The sequence below is a fragment of the Flavobacterium laiguense genome (genome assembly GCF_003097655.1).
Classification (GTDB): Bacteria; Bacteroidota; Bacteroidia; order Flavobacteriales; family Flavobacteriaceae; genus Flavobacterium; species Flavobacterium laiguense.
In genome coordinates, this window is record NZ_QCZH01000018.1 from 36296 (window position 1) to 55036 (window position 18741).

9 protein-coding genes are annotated in these 18741 nt (G+C 34.8%); 3 read left to right on the plus strand and 6 right to left on the minus strand.

Going from position 1 to position 18741, the window contains the following annotated elements; all coding sequences use genetic code 11:
* Nucleotides 1-164 precede the first annotated feature (164 nt).
* Genes DB891_RS13550 through DB891_RS13560 form a run of 3 tightly spaced genes read left to right on the plus strand, consistent with a single transcriptional unit; the run spans nucleotide 165 to nucleotide 6908 of the window.
* Nucleotides 165-3665, plus strand: a complete 3501-nt coding sequence (locus DB891_RS13550; protein WP_116764119.1) for a gliding motility-associated C-terminal domain-containing protein — start codon at nucleotides 165-167, stop codon at nucleotides 3663-3665.
* Nucleotides 3666-3693: 28 nt separating this feature from the next.
* A complete protein-coding gene (locus DB891_RS13555; protein WP_116764120.1) occupies nucleotides 3694-4629 on the plus strand; it encodes a PorP/SprF family type IX secretion system membrane protein in 936 nt (311 codons plus the stop codon).
* Nucleotides 4630-4652: 23 nt separating this feature from the next.
* Nucleotides 4653-6908, plus strand: a complete 2256-nt coding sequence (locus tag DB891_RS13560; RefSeq protein ID WP_116764121.1) for an OmpA family protein — start codon at nucleotides 4653-4655, stop codon at nucleotides 6906-6908.
* A 217-nt stretch (nucleotides 6909-7125) separates the two neighbouring features.
* On the opposite strand, the gene pheT is transcribed toward DB891_RS13560, so the two are convergent.
* The 6 genes from pheT to recG form a co-directional block, all read right to left on the minus strand.
* Complete coding sequence (gene pheT, locus DB891_RS13565) at nucleotides 7126-9546, minus strand: phenylalanine--tRNA ligase subunit beta (RefSeq protein WP_116764122.1); 2421 nt, start codon at nucleotides 9544-9546, stop codon at nucleotides 7126-7128.
* A 104-nt stretch (nucleotides 9547-9650) separates the two neighbouring features.
* A complete protein-coding gene (locus tag DB891_RS13570) occupies nucleotides 9651-10514 on the minus strand; it encodes a bestrophin family protein (RefSeq protein WP_116764123.1) in 864 nt (287 codons plus the stop codon).
* 25 nt (nucleotides 10515-10539) lie between these two features.
* A complete protein-coding gene (locus DB891_RS13575; protein WP_116764149.1) occupies nucleotides 10540-11850 on the minus strand; it encodes a TolC family protein in 1311 nt (436 codons plus the stop codon).
* A 156-nt stretch (nucleotides 11851-12006) separates the two neighbouring features.
* Complete coding sequence (locus DB891_RS13580; protein WP_116764124.1) at nucleotides 12007-15105, minus strand: efflux RND transporter permease subunit; 3099 nt, start codon at nucleotides 15103-15105, stop codon at nucleotides 12007-12009.
* Between the two features lie 65 nt (nucleotides 15106-15170).
* Nucleotides 15171-16229: an efflux RND transporter periplasmic adaptor subunit gene (locus DB891_RS13585; RefSeq protein ID WP_116764125.1), complete on the minus strand. Its 1059-nt coding sequence runs from the start codon at nucleotides 16227-16229 to the stop codon at nucleotides 15171-15173.
* 290 nt (nucleotides 16230-16519) lie between these two features.
* The gene (gene recG, locus DB891_RS13590; RefSeq protein ID WP_223256108.1) at nucleotides 16520-18676 is read right to left on the minus strand and encodes an ATP-dependent DNA helicase RecG; all 2157 of its coding nucleotides are present in this window, start codon (nucleotides 18674-18676) and stop codon (nucleotides 16520-16522) included.
* Nucleotides 18677-18741: the final 65 nt, after the last annotated feature.

The window sequence follows — 18741 nt, forward strand, 5'->3', positions numbered from 1 at the left end:
TTTTTTTGAATATAGAAAGCCCCGCAATTTGCGGGGCTTTTTTTTGAATACTATTTAAACAAAAAGTACTATTCTATTTTGCTAAATATATTCATCAAAAAGATGGTGATTTTGTGTTAATTTATCCGAAATAGTTTATATTTGAATAAATTCAAAGTTAGTTTATGGTAACAAAATTACTTCTCCCTCCCAAATTTAATTTATACACCTATCTAAGTGTTTTTTTTCTTTTTTTCTGTTCTATTGATGTGAATGCTCAGTGTGCTGGAAATGACACCACTTTGCCAGATGTTTGTCTTATTACTGACCCAAGTAGTGCCTCTATAGATCTTTTTAATGGGTTAGGAGGTAGTCCAACTTCTGGAGGAACATGGAAAGATGATGATAAATCAGGCGGTTTGAATAAAGTAACTGGTTTCTTAAATGCACAACAAATCAAGAAAAGTGGTACTTATCACTATACTTATACAGTAACAGGTGTTTCCGGATGTGCTGATAATACAGCTATTGTAACCATAACTATTGGTGGATATACTGGAGTACCTGCACCCAATGCTTCGATTTGTAATACCAAACGTGCCTATAATTTATTTGAGGCTTTTAATGGTGATTTTCTAGCTCCTCAATCGGGTGGTACTTGGGTTGGAAATACGACCAATTTAGGCTTAACCAAAAATTTATTGAATGCTTCATTGTTAAATTATGACACTACTTACGAATATACGTATTCAATACCCGCTATTGGTTCTTGCGCAGCACCTCCAGATGCTAAAATATATGTAACAATTTACCGTTCACCATTACCTGGAGCTCCTACTGATTTAGAATTATGCTCTAATGAATTAAGTGCTTACACCAGTTTGAATTTAAATGGTCAATTATCAGGGGAAGACTCGGGTGGGGTTTGGAGTGAAAATGGAACAGATGAAATCGACGATAATGATGATACTGATTCCACTATTGACATCCAAAAAATTTACAATACCAATGGGCCTGGAACATATCGTTTTACTTACAAGGTACTCACAGATAATAATGTTTGTGATGATCAAACATCGAATGTGGATATTACAATTGAAAAATTACTAGATTATACAGGAGCAACTTTAACAGTAAATGCACCAATTTGTGAAAATGAAATAGCTGCAACTACTTTTTCTGCCTCTTTACAAAATGTTACAAATATTCCAGACGGAACCTATGCTGTGACCTATATTATATCGGGTAATGGGTCACCAATAACAAAAAACAGCAGTTTTTTGAATAATGTTTTGACATTTCCAATTGCTTCCAATAATTTTTCTCTTCCAGGAAATTATACCATCACCGTTACTAATATCGTTAGTGGCACAACACTTAATATTTGTAACAATATAATTCCTTTAATTTCGGGAGTAATAAAAATCAACCCGATTCCTAGAATTAATAATGCAACACTTACTATAGATTCAGTATGTCAAACTTTTGATGAACAAGTAAATTTTTCAGGAATATCTAATCTTACTGATGGAGATTATGATATTCTTTACAATTTAAGTGGCACTAATACCGCAAACGCAATCCCTGCCGTTCTTAGTATTACGGGAGGCTTAGGTTCATTTATTATACCAAATGCTTTGATCCCAAATGTTGGTAGCAACAACACTATTGTAATTACTAAAATCACGAATAAAACTACCAATTGTACCAACACATCGACACTTTCAAAAAATTTCACGGTAATTCCATTACCAGATGTAAGCAATCTTGCTATTACAATAAAAGATGTTTGTCAGGGGCAACCTACAACGGTTAAACTAACAGGGTTAGGTACTTTAACTTCTATAGCAATAACTTACAATATTTCTAATTTCAATACAGTACCATCTCAGACTATTCCATTGACAGTAGTTGCCGGAGAAACCAGTTTTGATATTCTAACTACCGATATACCAAATGTGGGGGCAACAACTTTTACTATTACAAATGTTACCAATGCTTTAACGGGATGTTCGAGACCAACATTAAGTCCTAAAGATTTTACGGTTAATCCTATTCCAGTTATTTCTGTAATCAATCCCCAATCATTTTGCACCTCAGTAAATGCAACCGTTGCCAATTTAATTCCACAAGGAATTAAATACCAATGGTTTGATTCGGCTACAGGAACCGTTCCATTAATTAGTACAAAACCATTAGTAACTGGAAATTATTATGTAAAGGAAGTCAATGCTCTAACGGGTTGTGAATCTAGCTTAGAAACGATTGCAGTAATTATAAATACAACACCACAAATCAATAATGCAACATTAACAATTGCACCAATTTGCCAAGGTAATGCTGCAAATGTAAATTTCTCTGGAACTTCCAATCTTACGGATGGGAATTACGATATTCTTTATAATCTAACAGGAAGTAATCTTGCAAATGCAATTCCTGCAACTTTATCCGTAGCTAGCGGATTGGCCTCGTTTCCTATTGCTGCTAATTTAATTCCTAAAACCGGAAATACTACAATTAGAATTACCAATATTACAAACACCTTGACTGGTTGCGCCAATACTTCGACCTTAACGGAGATTTTAGTTGTAAATACTTTACCAGATGTTACCAATATGGTGGTAACAGTAAAAGATGGCTGTCTAAGCCAACCTTTAAATGTGCAACTTTCTGGATTGGGAGCTTTAACAAACATCACTTTGAGTTATGCAGTATCTGGGGCAAACACAGTCGGTTCACAAACAATTCCTTTGGTTGTAAGTGCCGGAAATAGCAGTTTTTTGATTCCTGCTGCCAATCTTTTAAATACAGGAAACAACACATTGATCATAACCGATTTAACCAATACCGAGAATACTTGTGTTACAATTATCAATTCTGTTTCTAAGAATTTTGCTATGCAGATTATCCCAAGTAGTCCAACAGCGGGCAATCAAGAATTTTGCGAAACAAATCTAGCAACAGTAGCTAATTTGATTCCAAATGGAAATCAATATAAATGGTATGATTCAGCCACAAGTGCAACACTATTAGCTTCAAACACACTTTTGGTTACCGCAAATTATTATTTAAAAGAAGGAAGTGCAGATACTGGTTGTGAATCAAATGCTACACCAATAAGTGTCCGTATCAATACCATTACGGTTCCAGTTTTAAATACAAGTGGAGAAGAATTTTGTGGTGTTGACAAACCAACTATTCAAAACTTAACCAATAATACAATTGCCTCTGCTAATTTAAAATGGTATGATGCTGCAACAAATGGGAAGTTACTTTCCAATACGGATTTGCTTGAGGAAGGATTTACGTATTATGGAGTTGACACTTCTATAATTACAAACTGTAATTCATTTGCATTGGCAGTAACGGTATCGCTTACAGACTGTACTGCAACTTCAGAAAACTTTATGATTCCTGACGGATTTTCACCAAATGGAGATGGAGTAAATGAAACTTTTCAAATTATAGATATCGAATTTTTATTTCCAAATTACTCTTTAGAAATTTTTAATAGATATGGAAATGTGTTATTCAAAGGAGATATTAATAAACCAGCTTGGGATGGCAAAAATTCCAATGCAAACTTTAACAATGGTGATTCACCAACAGGAGTTTATTTTTATGTTATCCATTATAATAAAGACAACTTACCACCAAAACAAGGGCAACTTTATTTAAATCGATAATTCTTTTTTTACCTATAAATTTATTCTAATGAAGAAAATAATATTTCTGGTTTGTTTTTTCCTTTCCATATTAAAGGTTAGCGCTCAGCAAGATCCACATTTCACTCAGTACATGAACAACATGAGTGCGGTAAACCCAGCTTATGTAACGGCTACACCTGCGATTCTGAATTTTGGGAGTTTTTATCGTTCACAATGGACAGGAATTGAAGGAGCTCCAAAAACCCTAACACTGTTTGCACATACACCCATAAATAATAAGATAGAAACGGGTCTTTCTTTAATTTCGGATAATATCGGAGATGGCACTAAAAAGGAAACTAACTTTTTTGCTGATTTTGCCTATATTCTTCAGTTGGATGAAAAACAAAATTTATCCTTTGGAGTTAAAGCAGGTTTCACTGCGATAAGCACCAACTTTAATGGTTTTCAATTGAATAGTGGTGATGTTTCTACCGATAAGGCATTTGCGGAAAATGTAAATGAAACTGTGCCAAACATTGGGATAGGGGCATATTATTTTACAGATAATTACTATGTAGGACTTTCGACTCCTAACTTACTATCTGCAGAACATATCAAAGAAAGAAAAGAAATTAGTTCTCTTGGTACCCAAAAAATTCACACTTATTTTACGGGAGGGTATGTTTTTGATATCAATGAAATCTTTAAATTGAAGCCTGCTTTTATGGCAATATTCGTGACGGGAGCTCCTGTCTCTGTTGATTTAACAGCCAATGTATTGTATGATGAAAAGTTCGAACTTGGAGTTGCCTATCGATTTGATGATTCTGTAAGTCTATTGCTGAATGTCAATGTAACCCCTAATTTAAGAATTGGTTATTCCTACGATTACACTATTTCAAATCTTAGCCAATTTGATTCCGGTTCACATGAAATTGGACTATTGTATAATTTGGATTTATTGGGCAAGGGATACGATAAGTCACCTAGATTTTTCTAAAAAAAAACAAACATTAACTCCACATGAAAAATTTATATATACTCCTAATCGTATTTTCGATCCAATTCATACAAGCTCAGCAACAGGATTTGCAAAGAGCAAACCGTTTATTTGACAAAACATATTATAGCGCTGCGATTCCTTTATACGAAAAAGTAAATGCCAAAAACCAAACTCTTGAAGTGGTTCAAAAATTGGGGGACTGTTATTATTATACCAATGATTATGATAAAGCATTAGAACAATATGCTTATTTAATAAGTAGTAAAAATCTCAATGAAGACTTTTATTTTCGGTATGCCCAAACTTTGAAAGCCAAAGGGAAATACACCGAAGCAGATAAAGCGATGCGTGATTTTTTTGTGGCTTCAAATAACAAAGAGGCTCTGGAAAAATTAGAGAAGGATATCAAAAACTTAAAAAATGTCACTGCTATTGGGGAACGATTTGATATTCACAATTTAGCACTGAACACTGTAAATTCTGAGTTTGGAGGGGTTATCCTAGGTAAAAACTTAATTTTTGCGGCTGTCAAAAAGAAACCCAATCTTTTTGATAAAACCTATAAATGGAATAATGAATCCTATCTCAATATAGTGAGTATTCCTGTAAAAAATGCAAACGCAAATGATTCCATAGTTAGCTATTTTTCAAAAGATTTGAAATCAGCGATGCATGAATCGAATGCTGTTTTTACAAAAGACGGAAAAACGATGTATTTCACCCGAAATAATTCAAACAATGGAAGAAGAGGAAAGAACACTTATAAAATCTCAACAATACAGATTTTTAGAGCCGAATTGGTGAATGCCAAGTGGAATAATATTGCAGCATTACCTTTTAATAGTGCAGATTATTCAGTAGAACATCCCGCTTTAAGCCCTGATGAGAAGACATTGTATTTCGCCTCTGACATGCCGGGAACATTGGGGTCTTTTGATATTTATAGTGTTTCCATAAACGGTTCAACGTACGGAAATCCAATAAATCTTGGAGATAAAATAAACACTGCCAAAAGAGAACAATTTCCTTTTGTTTCCAAAGACAACAAATTGTATTTTTCTTCTAACGGGCATGAAGGCTACGGTGCTTTGGATATTTTTGTTTCAGAAATCCAAAATAATTCATTTACTAAAGCGGTGAATGTTGGCCTTCCGGTAAACTCCGGTTATGATGATTTTGCCTATTATATAAATTCTGAAACTAAGGAAGGTTATTTTTCTTCGGATAGACCTGGAGGTAAAGGTAAGGATGATATTTACTCTTTGAAGGAAACCAAAGATTTACTTATCGAAGATTGTAGACAATATATTGCAGGTATTATTACCGATGTAGATTCTCATTTGGCGGTAGAAAATGCAACAGTAGTTTTAAAGAATAGTGTGAATCAAGAAATTGAAAAAGCTATTACTGCTACAGATGGAAAATTCAGTTTTACAATTGAATGCGAAGCCAACTACTCCATATTTGTAACCAAAGAAAATTATACCGGGAATTCTAAATCTTTCAAGATTTTGAGCGAAAGAAATAAATGCAATGATGGTTCTATGGAAATTCGATCTATGGAAATTATCAAAAAGGAAGAACAAGCAGCTTTGGATAAAAAAATAGTAGCAGATTTACTTATAGCTCAACAATTGAAAACTGCCGAATTGGTTGCACTTGAACAAAAAAGAAAAGCAGATGCTATTGAGCTAAAAGAAAAGAAAATTGCAGAAACAAATGCACTGAATCAAAAGAAAAAAGAGGATGCAATTGCTCTTGAAGCAAAACGATTGGCAGATTTGGTAGCCATTCAACAATTGAAAAAAGAAAAACTGGCTGCTGACCAAAAAGCGACAGCGTTGGCTTCTGCCAAGAAAAAAGAAAAAATGGCAGCTATTGTTGCAGCGGAAAAAGATGTTGTAAAAGATAAAGACCGATTAATAATTAAAACCGAACCTATTTATTTTGATTACAATTTGTGGTACATTCGAAAAGATTCCAAAATAATTTTGAATCGTGTGGTTGAATTAATGAAGAAATATCCAGAAATGGTGGTCGAGATTGGTTCCCATACCGACAATCGCGGGACTGACAAATTCAACCTGGACCTTTCCCAAAAAAGAGCCGATGCAACCAGAGCCTATATTTTGGAACAGGGAATTCCTAAAAATAGAATTTCTGCCAAAGGCTACGGAGAAACCGTTCAAATAGTAAAATGCATTCCGGAAGATTCCTGTGATGAAGAGCAGCATGAATTAAACAGAAGAAGTGAGTTTGTGATTAAGAATTTGTAAAAAAAAAACACAGATTAAGCGATAGGCTTAATTAAAATTTCTAGCTTTTGTCATTTCGACGAAGGAGAAATCACATTATCTGAATAACTATATATGATTCCTCCTTCGTCGGAAGGACACAAGATAATTTCGAATACTCTGATGCATATTCTATCATAAAAAAATCCTAATTTTCAATTATAGAAAATTTGGATTTTTTATGCCTATAAAAAAGAATTTATCTCAAGCTTGCTCCAAGTTCAGTCTCAAAATTCTTTATCAGTTTACTCATAATTTTATCAATTTGAGCGTCTTCTAAAGTTTTGGTATTATCTTGAATTGTAAAACTCAATGCGTATGATTTTTTACCATCCGGTAAATTTTGTCCTTCATATACATCAAATAAATTAATGTCTTTCAATAAGGACTTCTCTGTTTGTCTTGCAATCGTATAAATATTGTCATACGTTACATTTTGATCTAATAACAAAGCTAAATCTCTACGAACTTCAGGATATTTTGGAATTTCAGTATATTTTATTTTGCTGGACATCAATTTTAAAACGGTAGCCCAATTAAAATCAGCGTAAAAAACTTCTTGTTTTATGCCAAAATGTTTTAAAACTGATTTCTTAACCACTCCAAATTCCACTAAAATTTCATTCCCAACACCTATAGCAATTCCTTCAGAGAAAACATCGGTAGTAACTGCTAAACTTTTTATTTTTGAAATACCTAAACGGGACAAAACACCTTCTACATATCCTTTAAACAAAAAGAAATCAGAAGGTTTTTGCGCATTTGTCCAATTCTCTTGGTTTCTATTTCCTGTCTGAAAAAGGGTCAAATGTTTGATTTCTTCGTAACCGGAAAGAAACTTATGATATGATTTTCCGAATTCAAATAATTTTAAATCAGAATTTTTTCTATTAATATTGTAGGATATCGCTTCTAATCCAGAAAAAAGTAAAGATTGACGCATTGTAGCCAAATCACTACTCAAAGGATTCAGCATCGTTACATTGTATTCCTCTTTCAATGTTTCTGAAAGTTGAACATACGAAGCTGTAGTCAATGAATTGGCCATCATTTCATGAAAACCTTGTGAATTCAATTGAGTTGCCACACTATTTTGTACTTTATAATCCTCATTTCTTGGAGAATTAGAAACAGTCGCATTTAATTTTTTAGAAAAAATAATGTTGTTGTAACCGTATACTCTTAAAATTTCTTCGATTACATCAATTTCTCTTTGTACATCAACTCTATAAGAAGGAATTACCAGTCCCAAACCAGCATCCGAAACGCTATTTATTTTAATTTCTAAAGAAGCTAAAATTTGTTTGATGGTGTCTTTTGGTATTTCCTGCCCAATGATTCTAGCAACATTTTTAAAGTTTAAGAATACGGTAAAATCTTCTATTTTCTTTTGGTAAATATTGATTACATCTGATGTAATTTCACCACCAGCCACTTCTTGGATCAATAAGGCTGCCCTTTTTAAGGCATATTCTGTAATGGTTGGGTCAATTCCTCTTTCAAATCTAAAAGAAGAATCCGTGTTTAATTGATGTCTTTTGGCCGATTTTCGAATACTTACAGGATTAAAATAAGCACTTTCCAAGAAAATAGAATTGGTTGTTTCTGTCACACCCGATTTTTTTCCTCCAAAAACTCCCGCAATACACAAAGGTCCTTTTTCGTCACAAATCATCAGATCTTCTTCGTGTAAAGTTCTTTCGACATCATCTAAAGTGGTGAATTTAGTTCCACCAGGAAGTGTTTTTACAATGATTTTTCCATTGATTTTTGAAGCATCAAAAGCATGTAATGGTTGTCCTAAATCATGCAACACATAATTGGTAACATCGACAACATTATTTTTCGGATTGATTCCAATAGCTTTTAGCCTGTTTTTCAACCATTCAGGTGATTCTTTAACGGTTATGCCAGAAATAGTAACGCCACAATATCTAGGTGCCAATTGAATTTCTTTGACATCAACATCAATTTTTAAAGTTCTTTTGTCAACCCTGAAGTTACTTACAGATGGCGTAATCAATTCTACATTGATTCCTCGTTGCAAAAATCCAGCTCTCAAATCACGTGCCGTTCCCAAATGACTCATTGCATCGGCACGGTTGGGTGTCAATCCAATTTCAAAAACTTCGTCATTTTCGATTTTGAAAACGGTAGATGCCAATGTGCCAGCTGGAATTAATTCATCAAGAACCATAATTCCGTCATGACTTTCCCCAAGACCTAATTCATCTTCGGCACAAATCATTCCAAAACTTTCTCTCCCTCTAATTTTTCCTTTTTTGATGGTAAACGGATTTCCTTCTTTGTCATACAAAACGGTTCCAATAGTGGCTACGGCAACTTTCTGTCCTGCTTCTACATTCGAAGCGCCACAAACGATAAATACAGGTACGCCATCTCCTAAATCAACAGTTGTGATTTTTAATCGATCGGCATCTGGATGTGGGGTGCAAGTAAGTACTTCACCTACAACAATACCTTCTAGTCCTCCTTTTACCGATTGGTATTTTTCGACTATCTCTACTTCAAGACCTAAATCCGTTAATAAAGCCGATGTTTCTTCGGATTTCCAATCTATTTTAATGAACTGTTTTAACCAGTTGTACGATATCTTCATTTTATGTTTTTTTCAAGATTGCAAATATAATCAATGTTTCTTGAGGTTCAAAGTTAGTTAGTACCAAAATTGTAACTAAGCTTAACAATTTTCTAATACTGTCTTTATAGAATTTCTTCAATATGCTTTTTAATATTTTCAGCAATTTTACTGGTAGGCAAATCGTTGTCATCATATCCAAAAGGCTCTTCAATTTCTTCGGAAATTAATTCGATACTTGCCAATACATAAAATATAAAAGTCACAACAGGAATTACATAATATCCCAAAGTAAATGCATAAGCATAAGGTAGTGTTAAGACGAAAATAAATATAAATTTTTTGATAAAAGTACTGTAGGAATAGGGGATTGGAGTGTTTTTGATACGCTCGCAAGCTCCGCAAATATCTGTAAAGGATTGAATTTCATTATTCAAAATAATCAATTGATCTCCAGAAATTTTACGGGTAATGTACAAATCATTAATCTTTTGGAACAGCATTTTGGCAATTTGATTGGGCCTGTGTTTGTGATGATCTAGGGCTAAGTCAACATGCTCAAACAATTGCATACTGGTTTCTTCATCTTTCAAATGTTTGTTTAACATCGACGCATAACTTGGAATGAGCTTTCTGAAATAAGCCAAATCCTTCTCGTCCTTTAAAATAACTGAAAGTTTGATAGCTAAATTTCGGCTATTATTTACCAAAGCTCCCCATAATTTACGTCCTTCCCACCAACGGTCATAGGCCGAATTGATTCGATAAGCCAATAATAAGGAGATGACAAATCCTAATGTAGTATGGATTACAGAGAGGTTTTTGACGTGACTGGTTTCCTCTAATTTGAAATAGTCTATCTCAAAATAAGCAACAGTTCCTGAATACCCCACAATTAAAAGCAATATTGGAAATAAGTTTCTAAAAGAATCCGATTTGTGAAAACGAAAGATGTAAGCGAACCAAATTTTAGGGTTGTACGAAATCATGCTGTTTTTTTTGTGCCAAAAATAATTAAAAATTAAGAGTACCCGCCAATTCTCGTAATGTTATTTCGGACAATTTAGCCTGAAATTGTGCACTGCTTAAACGAATTCTGGAATTGATATAATTTAATTGAGCAGCTCTGAACTCTACAGAAGTAATAGTTCCGATTTTGAATTTTTCGGCGGTTATTTCAAGGTTTTGTTTTGAAATGGCTGTATTGTTTTCTTCCAAATCTATCAAATCCAAATTGGTCAAATAAATCTGAAAGGCAACAGTTAAATTGCTACGCAAACTAATGGTTTGTTGTTCAATAGCCAAACTTGAATTGTCTATTTGCATTTTGGCTATTTTTTCATTTCTGTTTTGCGCATCACCATCAAATAAATTTAAGGAAGCCGTAAAACCATAATTTAACCCATTAGCAGACGATTGCGTATTAAACCCAAGACTCGATTTTGTATCATTAAAATTGTAACCTGTATTTAATTTAACCGTTGGATAGCGCTCTCCTTTGATTTGTTTCAATTGCAATTCCGATACTTTTTTATTGATTATTTGAATTTCTAATTCTGGATTTTGCTTCTCTGCCAATGACATTAGTTCAGCCAATTGTAATTTTCGATCCACTTTAATGGTATCAGAAACTTTAAAATCTGTATTTAAATCTCTAGCTAATAATTGATTCAAAAGCGTTTTGGCATTAGCATAAGTTTGTTTTTCTTTTAATAGATTCCCCAAATCCGTATTCAAATCTACCTGAGCGTTCAACACATCCAGTTTTGATCCTTTTCCGATAGTGTATCTGTTTTTGGTAAATTCTAACCTTTTTTTAGAAATAACAATCGTAGAATCCAAATCGGATAATTTTTGTTGTTCCTGTATCAAATCATAATAAACCGAATTGACACTACTCACTTTATTGATGATGGTCATTTTTAATTCGGCATCACCCATTTTTTGCAATTCTTTTAATTGATCGTATTTGGCAAACATTTTCAAACCATCAAAAATGGTCCAATCTAAACCAACTCCATAACTCAAACTATTATTTTCGGCGTTTTTTAACTCAATCTTTGTACCGTCAGAGCGAGTTTGTGAGGTATTTTGAATGCTATTGTTGTCTGTGACTACTGCACTAATGGAAGGCAACATTCCTGCATTCCCGATTGCTACATTGGTTTGATCGATTTTTAAATTATTACCCGCAATTTTTATTTCATAATTGTTGTCTAAGGCAATTTTAATCGCATTTTCGAGTGTTAATATTTCTTGTGCATTTCCTATTGCAAAGCAAAAGAAAAACAGTAGGAGACTTTTAAAAAACAGTTTGGTGTTCATCATTATCGGTTGTTTTCTTTTTTAAGAATTTCTTTTCAATTAAATCTAATTAAGCTTTTTTTAACCGCAAAGAACGCAAAGGAATCGCAATGAACGCAAAGCTTAGCGAACTTTGCGGTATTCTTTGTGCCCTTTGCGGTTAATTTTGCATCAAAACTATTTTTTCACTTCTTTTTCATATTCATCAATGTGATCAAATTCAGGATAATGTTTACGAGTCTTAGACCACATTAAATACAAAGCCGGAATTACAAATAAAGTAAGTACCAAAGAGAAAATAGTTCCTCCAACGATAACAACTCCCATACCAATTCTACTTGTAGCGGCAGCACCAAGTGACAAAGCAATTGGCAACGCTCCCAAGGAAATTGCCAAACTGGTCATCAAAATAGGACGCAACCTTGATTCTGAAGCTTCCAAAATGGCTTCTAATTTTGGTTTGCCCTGTTCTCGCAATTGATTGGCAAATTCGACAATCAGGATTCCATTCTTGGTTACCAATCCAATCAACATAATGGTTCCGATCTGGCTAAAGATATTCCACGTTTGATTGAATAGCCAAAGTGAAAATAAAGCTCCAGCTACCGCCATTGGAACTGTCAAAATAATTATAAAAGGGTCTATAAAACTTTCAAATTGGGCGGCTAATATTAGAAAAATTAATAATAACGCTAGTCCGAAAGCGAAAGAAGTATTTGAACTACTTTCGACAAAATCTCTGGATTCTCCTCCCAAATCAGTGGTAAATGAATCATCCAAAACTTTTACTTTGATCTCATTCATAGCATCAATTCCATCGCTTAGACTTTTGCCTGGAGCGAGACCTGCAGAAACCGTGGCTGACATATATCTATTATTATGATACAATTGCGGAGGATTACTTTGCTCTTCAATCTTGACCACATTGTCCATTTGAATCAGTTGTCCTTTGTTGTTTTTGACATACATTGACGTTAAATCCAAAGGCTTAGACCGATCTTCTCTTTCAAATTGACCAATTACCTGGTATTGTTTTCCGTTTCTAATAAAGTAGCCAAAACGTTGACCACTCAAGGAAAGCTGTAAAGTCTGGGCAACATCTTTTACAGAAATCCCTAAACTTTCCGCTTTCGCTCTATCGATCGAAACGTTGATTTCGGGTTTATTAAATTTTAAATTCACATCCGTAACAGAGAAAACATCACTTTTAGCTGCCTCCTCCATAAACAATGGAATTTTTTCTCTTAATTTTTCAAAATTTGGAGCCTGGATGATATATTGAACGGGTAATCCACCACGTCTGTTTACGGCGATAGTAGGCTGTTCAATTACCGATGTTTTGGCCTCAGAATACTGGCTAGTCCATTTGGTCAATTTGTCTGCAATTTCCTTTTGAGATGTTTTTCTTTGATCTGGTTGTACTAATGAAACACGTATAAAACCACTATTTACAGAAGAAGATCCAAAACCAGGGGACGTAATCACCAAACTCACTTTTTTTTCTGGAATAGAATCATCGACTAGCTTTGAAATTTCCTGCATAAAACGATCCGTATAGTCATACGAAGCTCCTTCGGGCGTAGTCATACGCATCACGAAACCACTTCGGTCATCATAAGGAGCTGTTTCTTTTTTTAAAAGATTAAAAAACAAATAAATCAATCCAAAACAAATGATAAGGATTGGGAAACTCAACCATTTTCTTTTCATAAAACGGGCAAGTGCATCAGCATAACCGCTGTTTAGTTTTTCAAAATAAGGTTCGGTTCGAATATAAAATTTTGATTTTTTTTGTTCACCGCTTTTCATCAAATAGGCATTCAACATCGGGGTTAATGTCAAAGAAACAAAAGCCGAAATCAATACCGCCGCACCTATGACGACACCAAACTCTCGAAACAATCGTCCCACAAAACCTTCAAGAAAAATAACGGGTAAAAATACCGCCGCCAAAGTGATGGATATGGAAATAACCGCAAAGAAAATCTCATTAGATCCTTTTATTGCCGCTTCAATAGGTGTCATTCCTTCTTCTACCTTTTTAAAAATATTCTCGGTTACCACAATACCATCATCCACAACCAATCCGGTTGCAAGAACAATGGCCAGTAGCGTTAGCACATTAATCGAAAACCCGAAAAGCCACATAATAAAGAATGTTGCTATCAAGGAAACGGGAATGTCTATTAAAGGTCTAAAAGCGATAGCCCAATCCCTAAAAAACAAAAAGATAATTAAAATCACCAATAGTATTGATATTCCTAATGTTTCTGCTACTTCAACCACTGATTTTTTTACAAAAACAGTATTGTCAATGGCAATATTTAATTTAATATCACTTGGTAAATCCTTTTTTAAGCGTTCAAATTGTTTGTAAAATTCACTTGCAATATCCAAATAATTGGCTCCCGGAAGTGGTACAATCGCAACACCGACTAGGGGAGTGCCTGATTGTGTCATTTTGGTTTCTACATTTTCAGGGCCCAATATAGCAGTGCCAACATCGCTGAAACGAACTATTTTTTCACCTTCAGAACGAATGATAATGTTGTTAAACTCCTCTGGTTTAGAAAGATTTCCAACTGTTTTTACCGTTAATTCTGTATTCTCACCCGTAATTTTTCCAGAAGGCAATTCTACATTTTGTTTATTCAAAGCCTCCCGAACTTCGGCAACCGTAAAGCCGTAAGCCGCTAGCTTTTCGGGATTAATCCACAATCGCATAGCATATCTCTTTTGTCCCCAAATTTGAATTCCGCTAACTCCCGGTATGGTTTCAAGTCGTTGCCCTATCACATTTTCGGCATAATCACTTAGTTCCAATGCACTTCGAGTATCACTTTGTACTGTCATCGAAATAATCGCATCGCTATTGGCATCAGCCTTTGAAACAACTGGAGGGGCATCAATATCTTGGGGTAAATTTCGAATTGCTTGTGATACTTTGTCACGAACATCATTCGCCGCTTCTTCTAGATTTTTATCCAAATTAAATTCGACGGTAATCGTGCTGCTTCCTTGAGCACTTGAAGACGTAACGTTTCGAATTCCGTCTATGGAATTGATCGCTTTTTCTAGAGGCTCTGTAATTTGGGATTCAATAATATCCGAATTGGCTCCTGTATAATTGGTTCTAATTGAAACCTGTGCAGGATCTATCGATGGGAATTCTCTAACTCCCAGATAAGTGTAACCAATAATCCCGAATAAAATAATCGTTAAGTTCATAACGATGGTCAGTACAGGTCTTTTTATGCTTAAAGTGGATAAACTCATTTAAAAAATTTTAGATTTTAGAGTGCTGGTTTTAGATTGAATACTTGAACCTAAAAATTGATAATTTATTTAATTATTACTTTAACCGGCGCTTCGTTTTTTAAGGACATAACCCCGCTTGTCAACAAAGTATCTCCCACTTTCAAGCCCGAAAGAACCAAGATAGTGGCATCCGTTCTAGTAGCAGTTTCTACCATAACTTCTTTGGCCATTCCATTTTTAGAAATATATACTTTCTTACCATTTTGAACGGGGATAATCGCTTCTGTAGGCACTGCAATAGCATCATTTATAGTACTTAGGGGCAATGTGACTTTCGCAAAAGTTCCAGGCAATAATTTTCCATAGCTGTTTTCAGTAATAGCTCTTACTTGCAGTGTTCGAGTGGCAACGGCAACTTCGGGTTCTATAGCATATACTTTGGCAGTAAACTTTTCTGTAGATCCTTCAACCGTAAAACTTAAAACGGTATTGGTCTTTACTTGAGAAGCATATTTTTCCGGAATTGAAAAAGTAATTTTCAATTTGCTGCTGTTCACTAATTTAGCTACCAAAACAGTTGGTGTAATATAAGTCCCCGGAGAAATAGAACGAAGTCCAATTTTTCCTGAAAAAGGAGCACGAACAGACGTTTTTGCAATTTGAGCTTTGATTAGTTGGCTTTGGGCTTGAGTTGATTTATGATCGGCTCTAGCAATATCGTATTCTTCTTGACTAATGGCTTCTTTTTGTAGTAGCAGTTTAGCTCTTCTTTCATTTTCGGCAGCCAAACCTTCTTTTGTGTTGGCTTGGGCCAATTGTGCTCTTAATTCAATATCATTTACTTTAAATAACAGTTGGCCTTTGCTCACATTACTACCTTCCTGAAAATAAATTCCCTCAACAATCCCTGAAACTTCCGAACGAAGTTCAATTTGTTCATTGGCCTCAATAGACCCCGAAAGAGACAAGGTATTATCAAAAGTCTTAGGGTGAACCACAATTCCAGTTACAGTCATTGGTTTGTCTTTTCCTTCTGTGTCTTTTAAACCACTATTTTTGGCATTATTAGAAGTAATTCTATAGGCGATAAATCCACCAAACCCTATAACTAATAAGGCATAAACAATATTTTTTATTTTCATATTTAAGAGTGTATAAGAAATTTGACAAATCCTTCTAATAAGGAAAACACAAATTTAGGTTTTAGAATTGTGAAAAGTAGAACTGTTAATTTTTATTTAACGTTTGTACATACAAATATTAATATTTAGCCAAAAAAGTCCTTTTGGACTGAAAGGGTAAGACAATAAAAAAGTAGAAAGGTTTAATGGGTAAGGAAAGATTCTAAGTTTCTAAGTGGCTAAGAAACTGAGAAACGTTGCCTTAAATCTTAGACTCTTAGAAACTTAATGTCTTAGCAACTTCAAAAAAACTAACTTATATAATTCCAAATATTTTTCTTTTTGGTCAATTCTATGAAAACCGCTTTTAGGATTGCATTTTCCGGTTTTTGCAAAGGCGCATCTTCTTTTAAAATCGTAATGGCATAGTTACGTGCCAAAAGTAAAATATCCCTGTCACGCACGATATCGGCAATTTGAAGGTTGAGTACGCCACTTTGTTGGGTTCCCATTAAATCTCCCGGGCCACGAAGTTTCAAATCGACTTCGGCAATTTCGAAACCATCATTGGTACTCACCATCGTTTCCATACGAGTTTTACTGTCGCTTGATAATTTGAAAGAAGTCATCAAAATACAATAACTTTGGTCGGCACCACGTCCTACACGACCTCGTAACTGATGGAGTTGTGACAATCCAAAACGCTCTGCACTTTCTATAATCATCACAGACGCATTGGGTACATTAACACCTACTTCAATAACCGTTGTGGCCACCATAATGTTAGTTTTACCTTCAGAGAAACGTTTCATTTCGGCATCTTTTTCGGCAGGTTTCATTTTTCCGTGAAGTATGGAAATAGAGTAGTGTGGCAACGGAAAATCTCGAGAAATACTTTCGTAACCATCCATCAAATCCTTGAAATCCATTTTTTCCGATTCCTGAATCAAAGGATAAACAATATAAATTTGACGACCCAAAGCAATCTCGTCCCGAATAAATTTCCAAACTTTCAATCGATTGGAATCAAAACGATGCACGGTCTGAATGGGTTTTCTTCCCGGAGGCAATTCGTCAATAACCGAAATGTCTAGATCTCCGTACAAACTCATCGCCAAAGTTCTGGGAATAGGAGTGGCCGTCATTACCAAAATATGTGGTGGAATAACGTTTTTTTTCCACAATTTGGATCGTTGCTCTACTCCAAAACGGTGTTGCTCATCAATAACCGCTAATCCTAAATTTTTGAATTTCACTTTGTCTTCCAACAAAGCGTGGGTACCAATGAGTATCTGCAAAGTACCGTTTTCCAGTTCTTCGTGTATGATTCTGCGGGCTGCAATTTTGGTCGAACCCGTGAGTATTTTTATGTTTATATTTAAGGAAGCTGCCAATTCCGACAATCCTATAAAATGCTGATTGGCCAAGATCTCTGTTGGTGCCATTAAACAAGCCTGAAAACCATTATCTAGAGCCAGTAACATACTCATAAAAGCCACAATGGTTTTCCCGGAACCCACATCACCTTGCAGCAATCGGTTCATTTGGGCATTGCTTCCCATATCAGTTCTTATTTCCTTGATTACCCTTTTTTGTGCATTTGTCAATTTAAAAGGCAAGTGGTTTTTATAAAAATCATTAAAAAAGTCTCCCACTGTCGTGAAAGGATGTCCTTTGATTTTATGTTTCCGAATCAAATTTTTAGTTATCAATTGCAACTGAATAAAGAACATTTCTTCAAATTTTAGTCGGAATTGGGCTTTCGCCAAAATTTCGGCACTTTTTGGAAAATGAATGTTGAATAAAGCGGCATTTTTAGGAATCAGCTTGAGTTCGCTTGTCAAATATGCAGGCAAAGTTTCGCTATACAATGCTTGCGTTTCCAGAAACAATTGTTGCATCATTTTGTTCACCACCCGATTCGTTATTCCGCGATTGGTTAAGGTTTCGGTCGAAGGATAAACGGGTTGCATCGCCGAACGCAAACTTTTTTCGTGTTCGCTCAACAACTCAATTTCGGGATGCGCCATACTGTATTGGTTCCCGTATTGTGTGCATTTTCCAAAAATGACGCACACTTCATTGAGCTTCAAACTTTCTTTAATCCATTTGTGTCCTTGAAACCAGTTGAGATCCATTTGTCCCGTATCGTCAACAAATGTGGCTACCAATCGTTTTTGGTTTCGACCAAATTCAACTGTTTTGATATTGATGATTTTGCCAATAATTTGTACTTCGGCAACATTATTTTGCAACTCATTAATCTTGTAATAACGAGTTCGGTCGATATACCGATTTGGAAAAAAATTGACTAAATCTCTGTATTTAAAAATTCCCAATTCCTTACGCAACAACACGCCCCGATTGGGACCAACGCCTTTGAGGAATTCTATGGGAGTTTCTAGTAGGTTATTGGACATTTTTCTTGTACGCTGATTAAACGGATTTACTAAAGCAAAAAGACTGATGAAAACGGATTTTAATTTTTGAAGCGAAGATAGTTTTTTGTTTGGAAATTTGGAAATGAGATTGT

Excerpts from the sequence above, each read along its gene's own strand:
- DB891_RS13555 (WP_116764120.1), top strand. The coding sequence starts at position 3,694 with ATGAAGAAAATAATATTTCTGGTTTGTTTTTTCCTTTCCATATTAAAG.
- pheT (WP_116764122.1), bottom strand. The coding sequence starts at position 9,546 with ATGAAGATATCGTACAACTGGTTAAAACAGTTCATTAAAATAGATTGG.
- DB891_RS13560 (WP_116764121.1), top strand. The coding sequence starts at position 4,653 with ATGAAAAATTTATATATACTCCTAATCGTATTTTCGATCCAATTCATA.
- DB891_RS13575 (WP_116764149.1), bottom strand. The coding sequence starts at position 11,850 with ATGAACACCAAACTGTTTTTTAAAAGTCTCCTACTGTTTTTCTTTTGC.
- DB891_RS13580 (WP_116764124.1), bottom strand. The coding sequence starts at position 15,105 with ATGAGTTTATCCACTTTAAGCATAAAAAGACCTGTACTGACCATCGTT.
- DB891_RS13550 (WP_116764119.1), top strand. The coding sequence starts at position 165 with ATGGTAACAAAATTACTTCTCCCTCCCAAATTTAATTTATACACCTAT.
- DB891_RS13570 (WP_116764123.1), bottom strand. The coding sequence starts at position 10,514 with ATGATTTCGTACAACCCTAAAATTTGGTTCGCTTACATCTTTCGTTTT.
- DB891_RS13585 (WP_116764125.1), bottom strand. The coding sequence starts at position 16,229 with ATGAAAATAAAAAATATTGTTTATGCCTTATTAGTTATAGGGTTTGGT.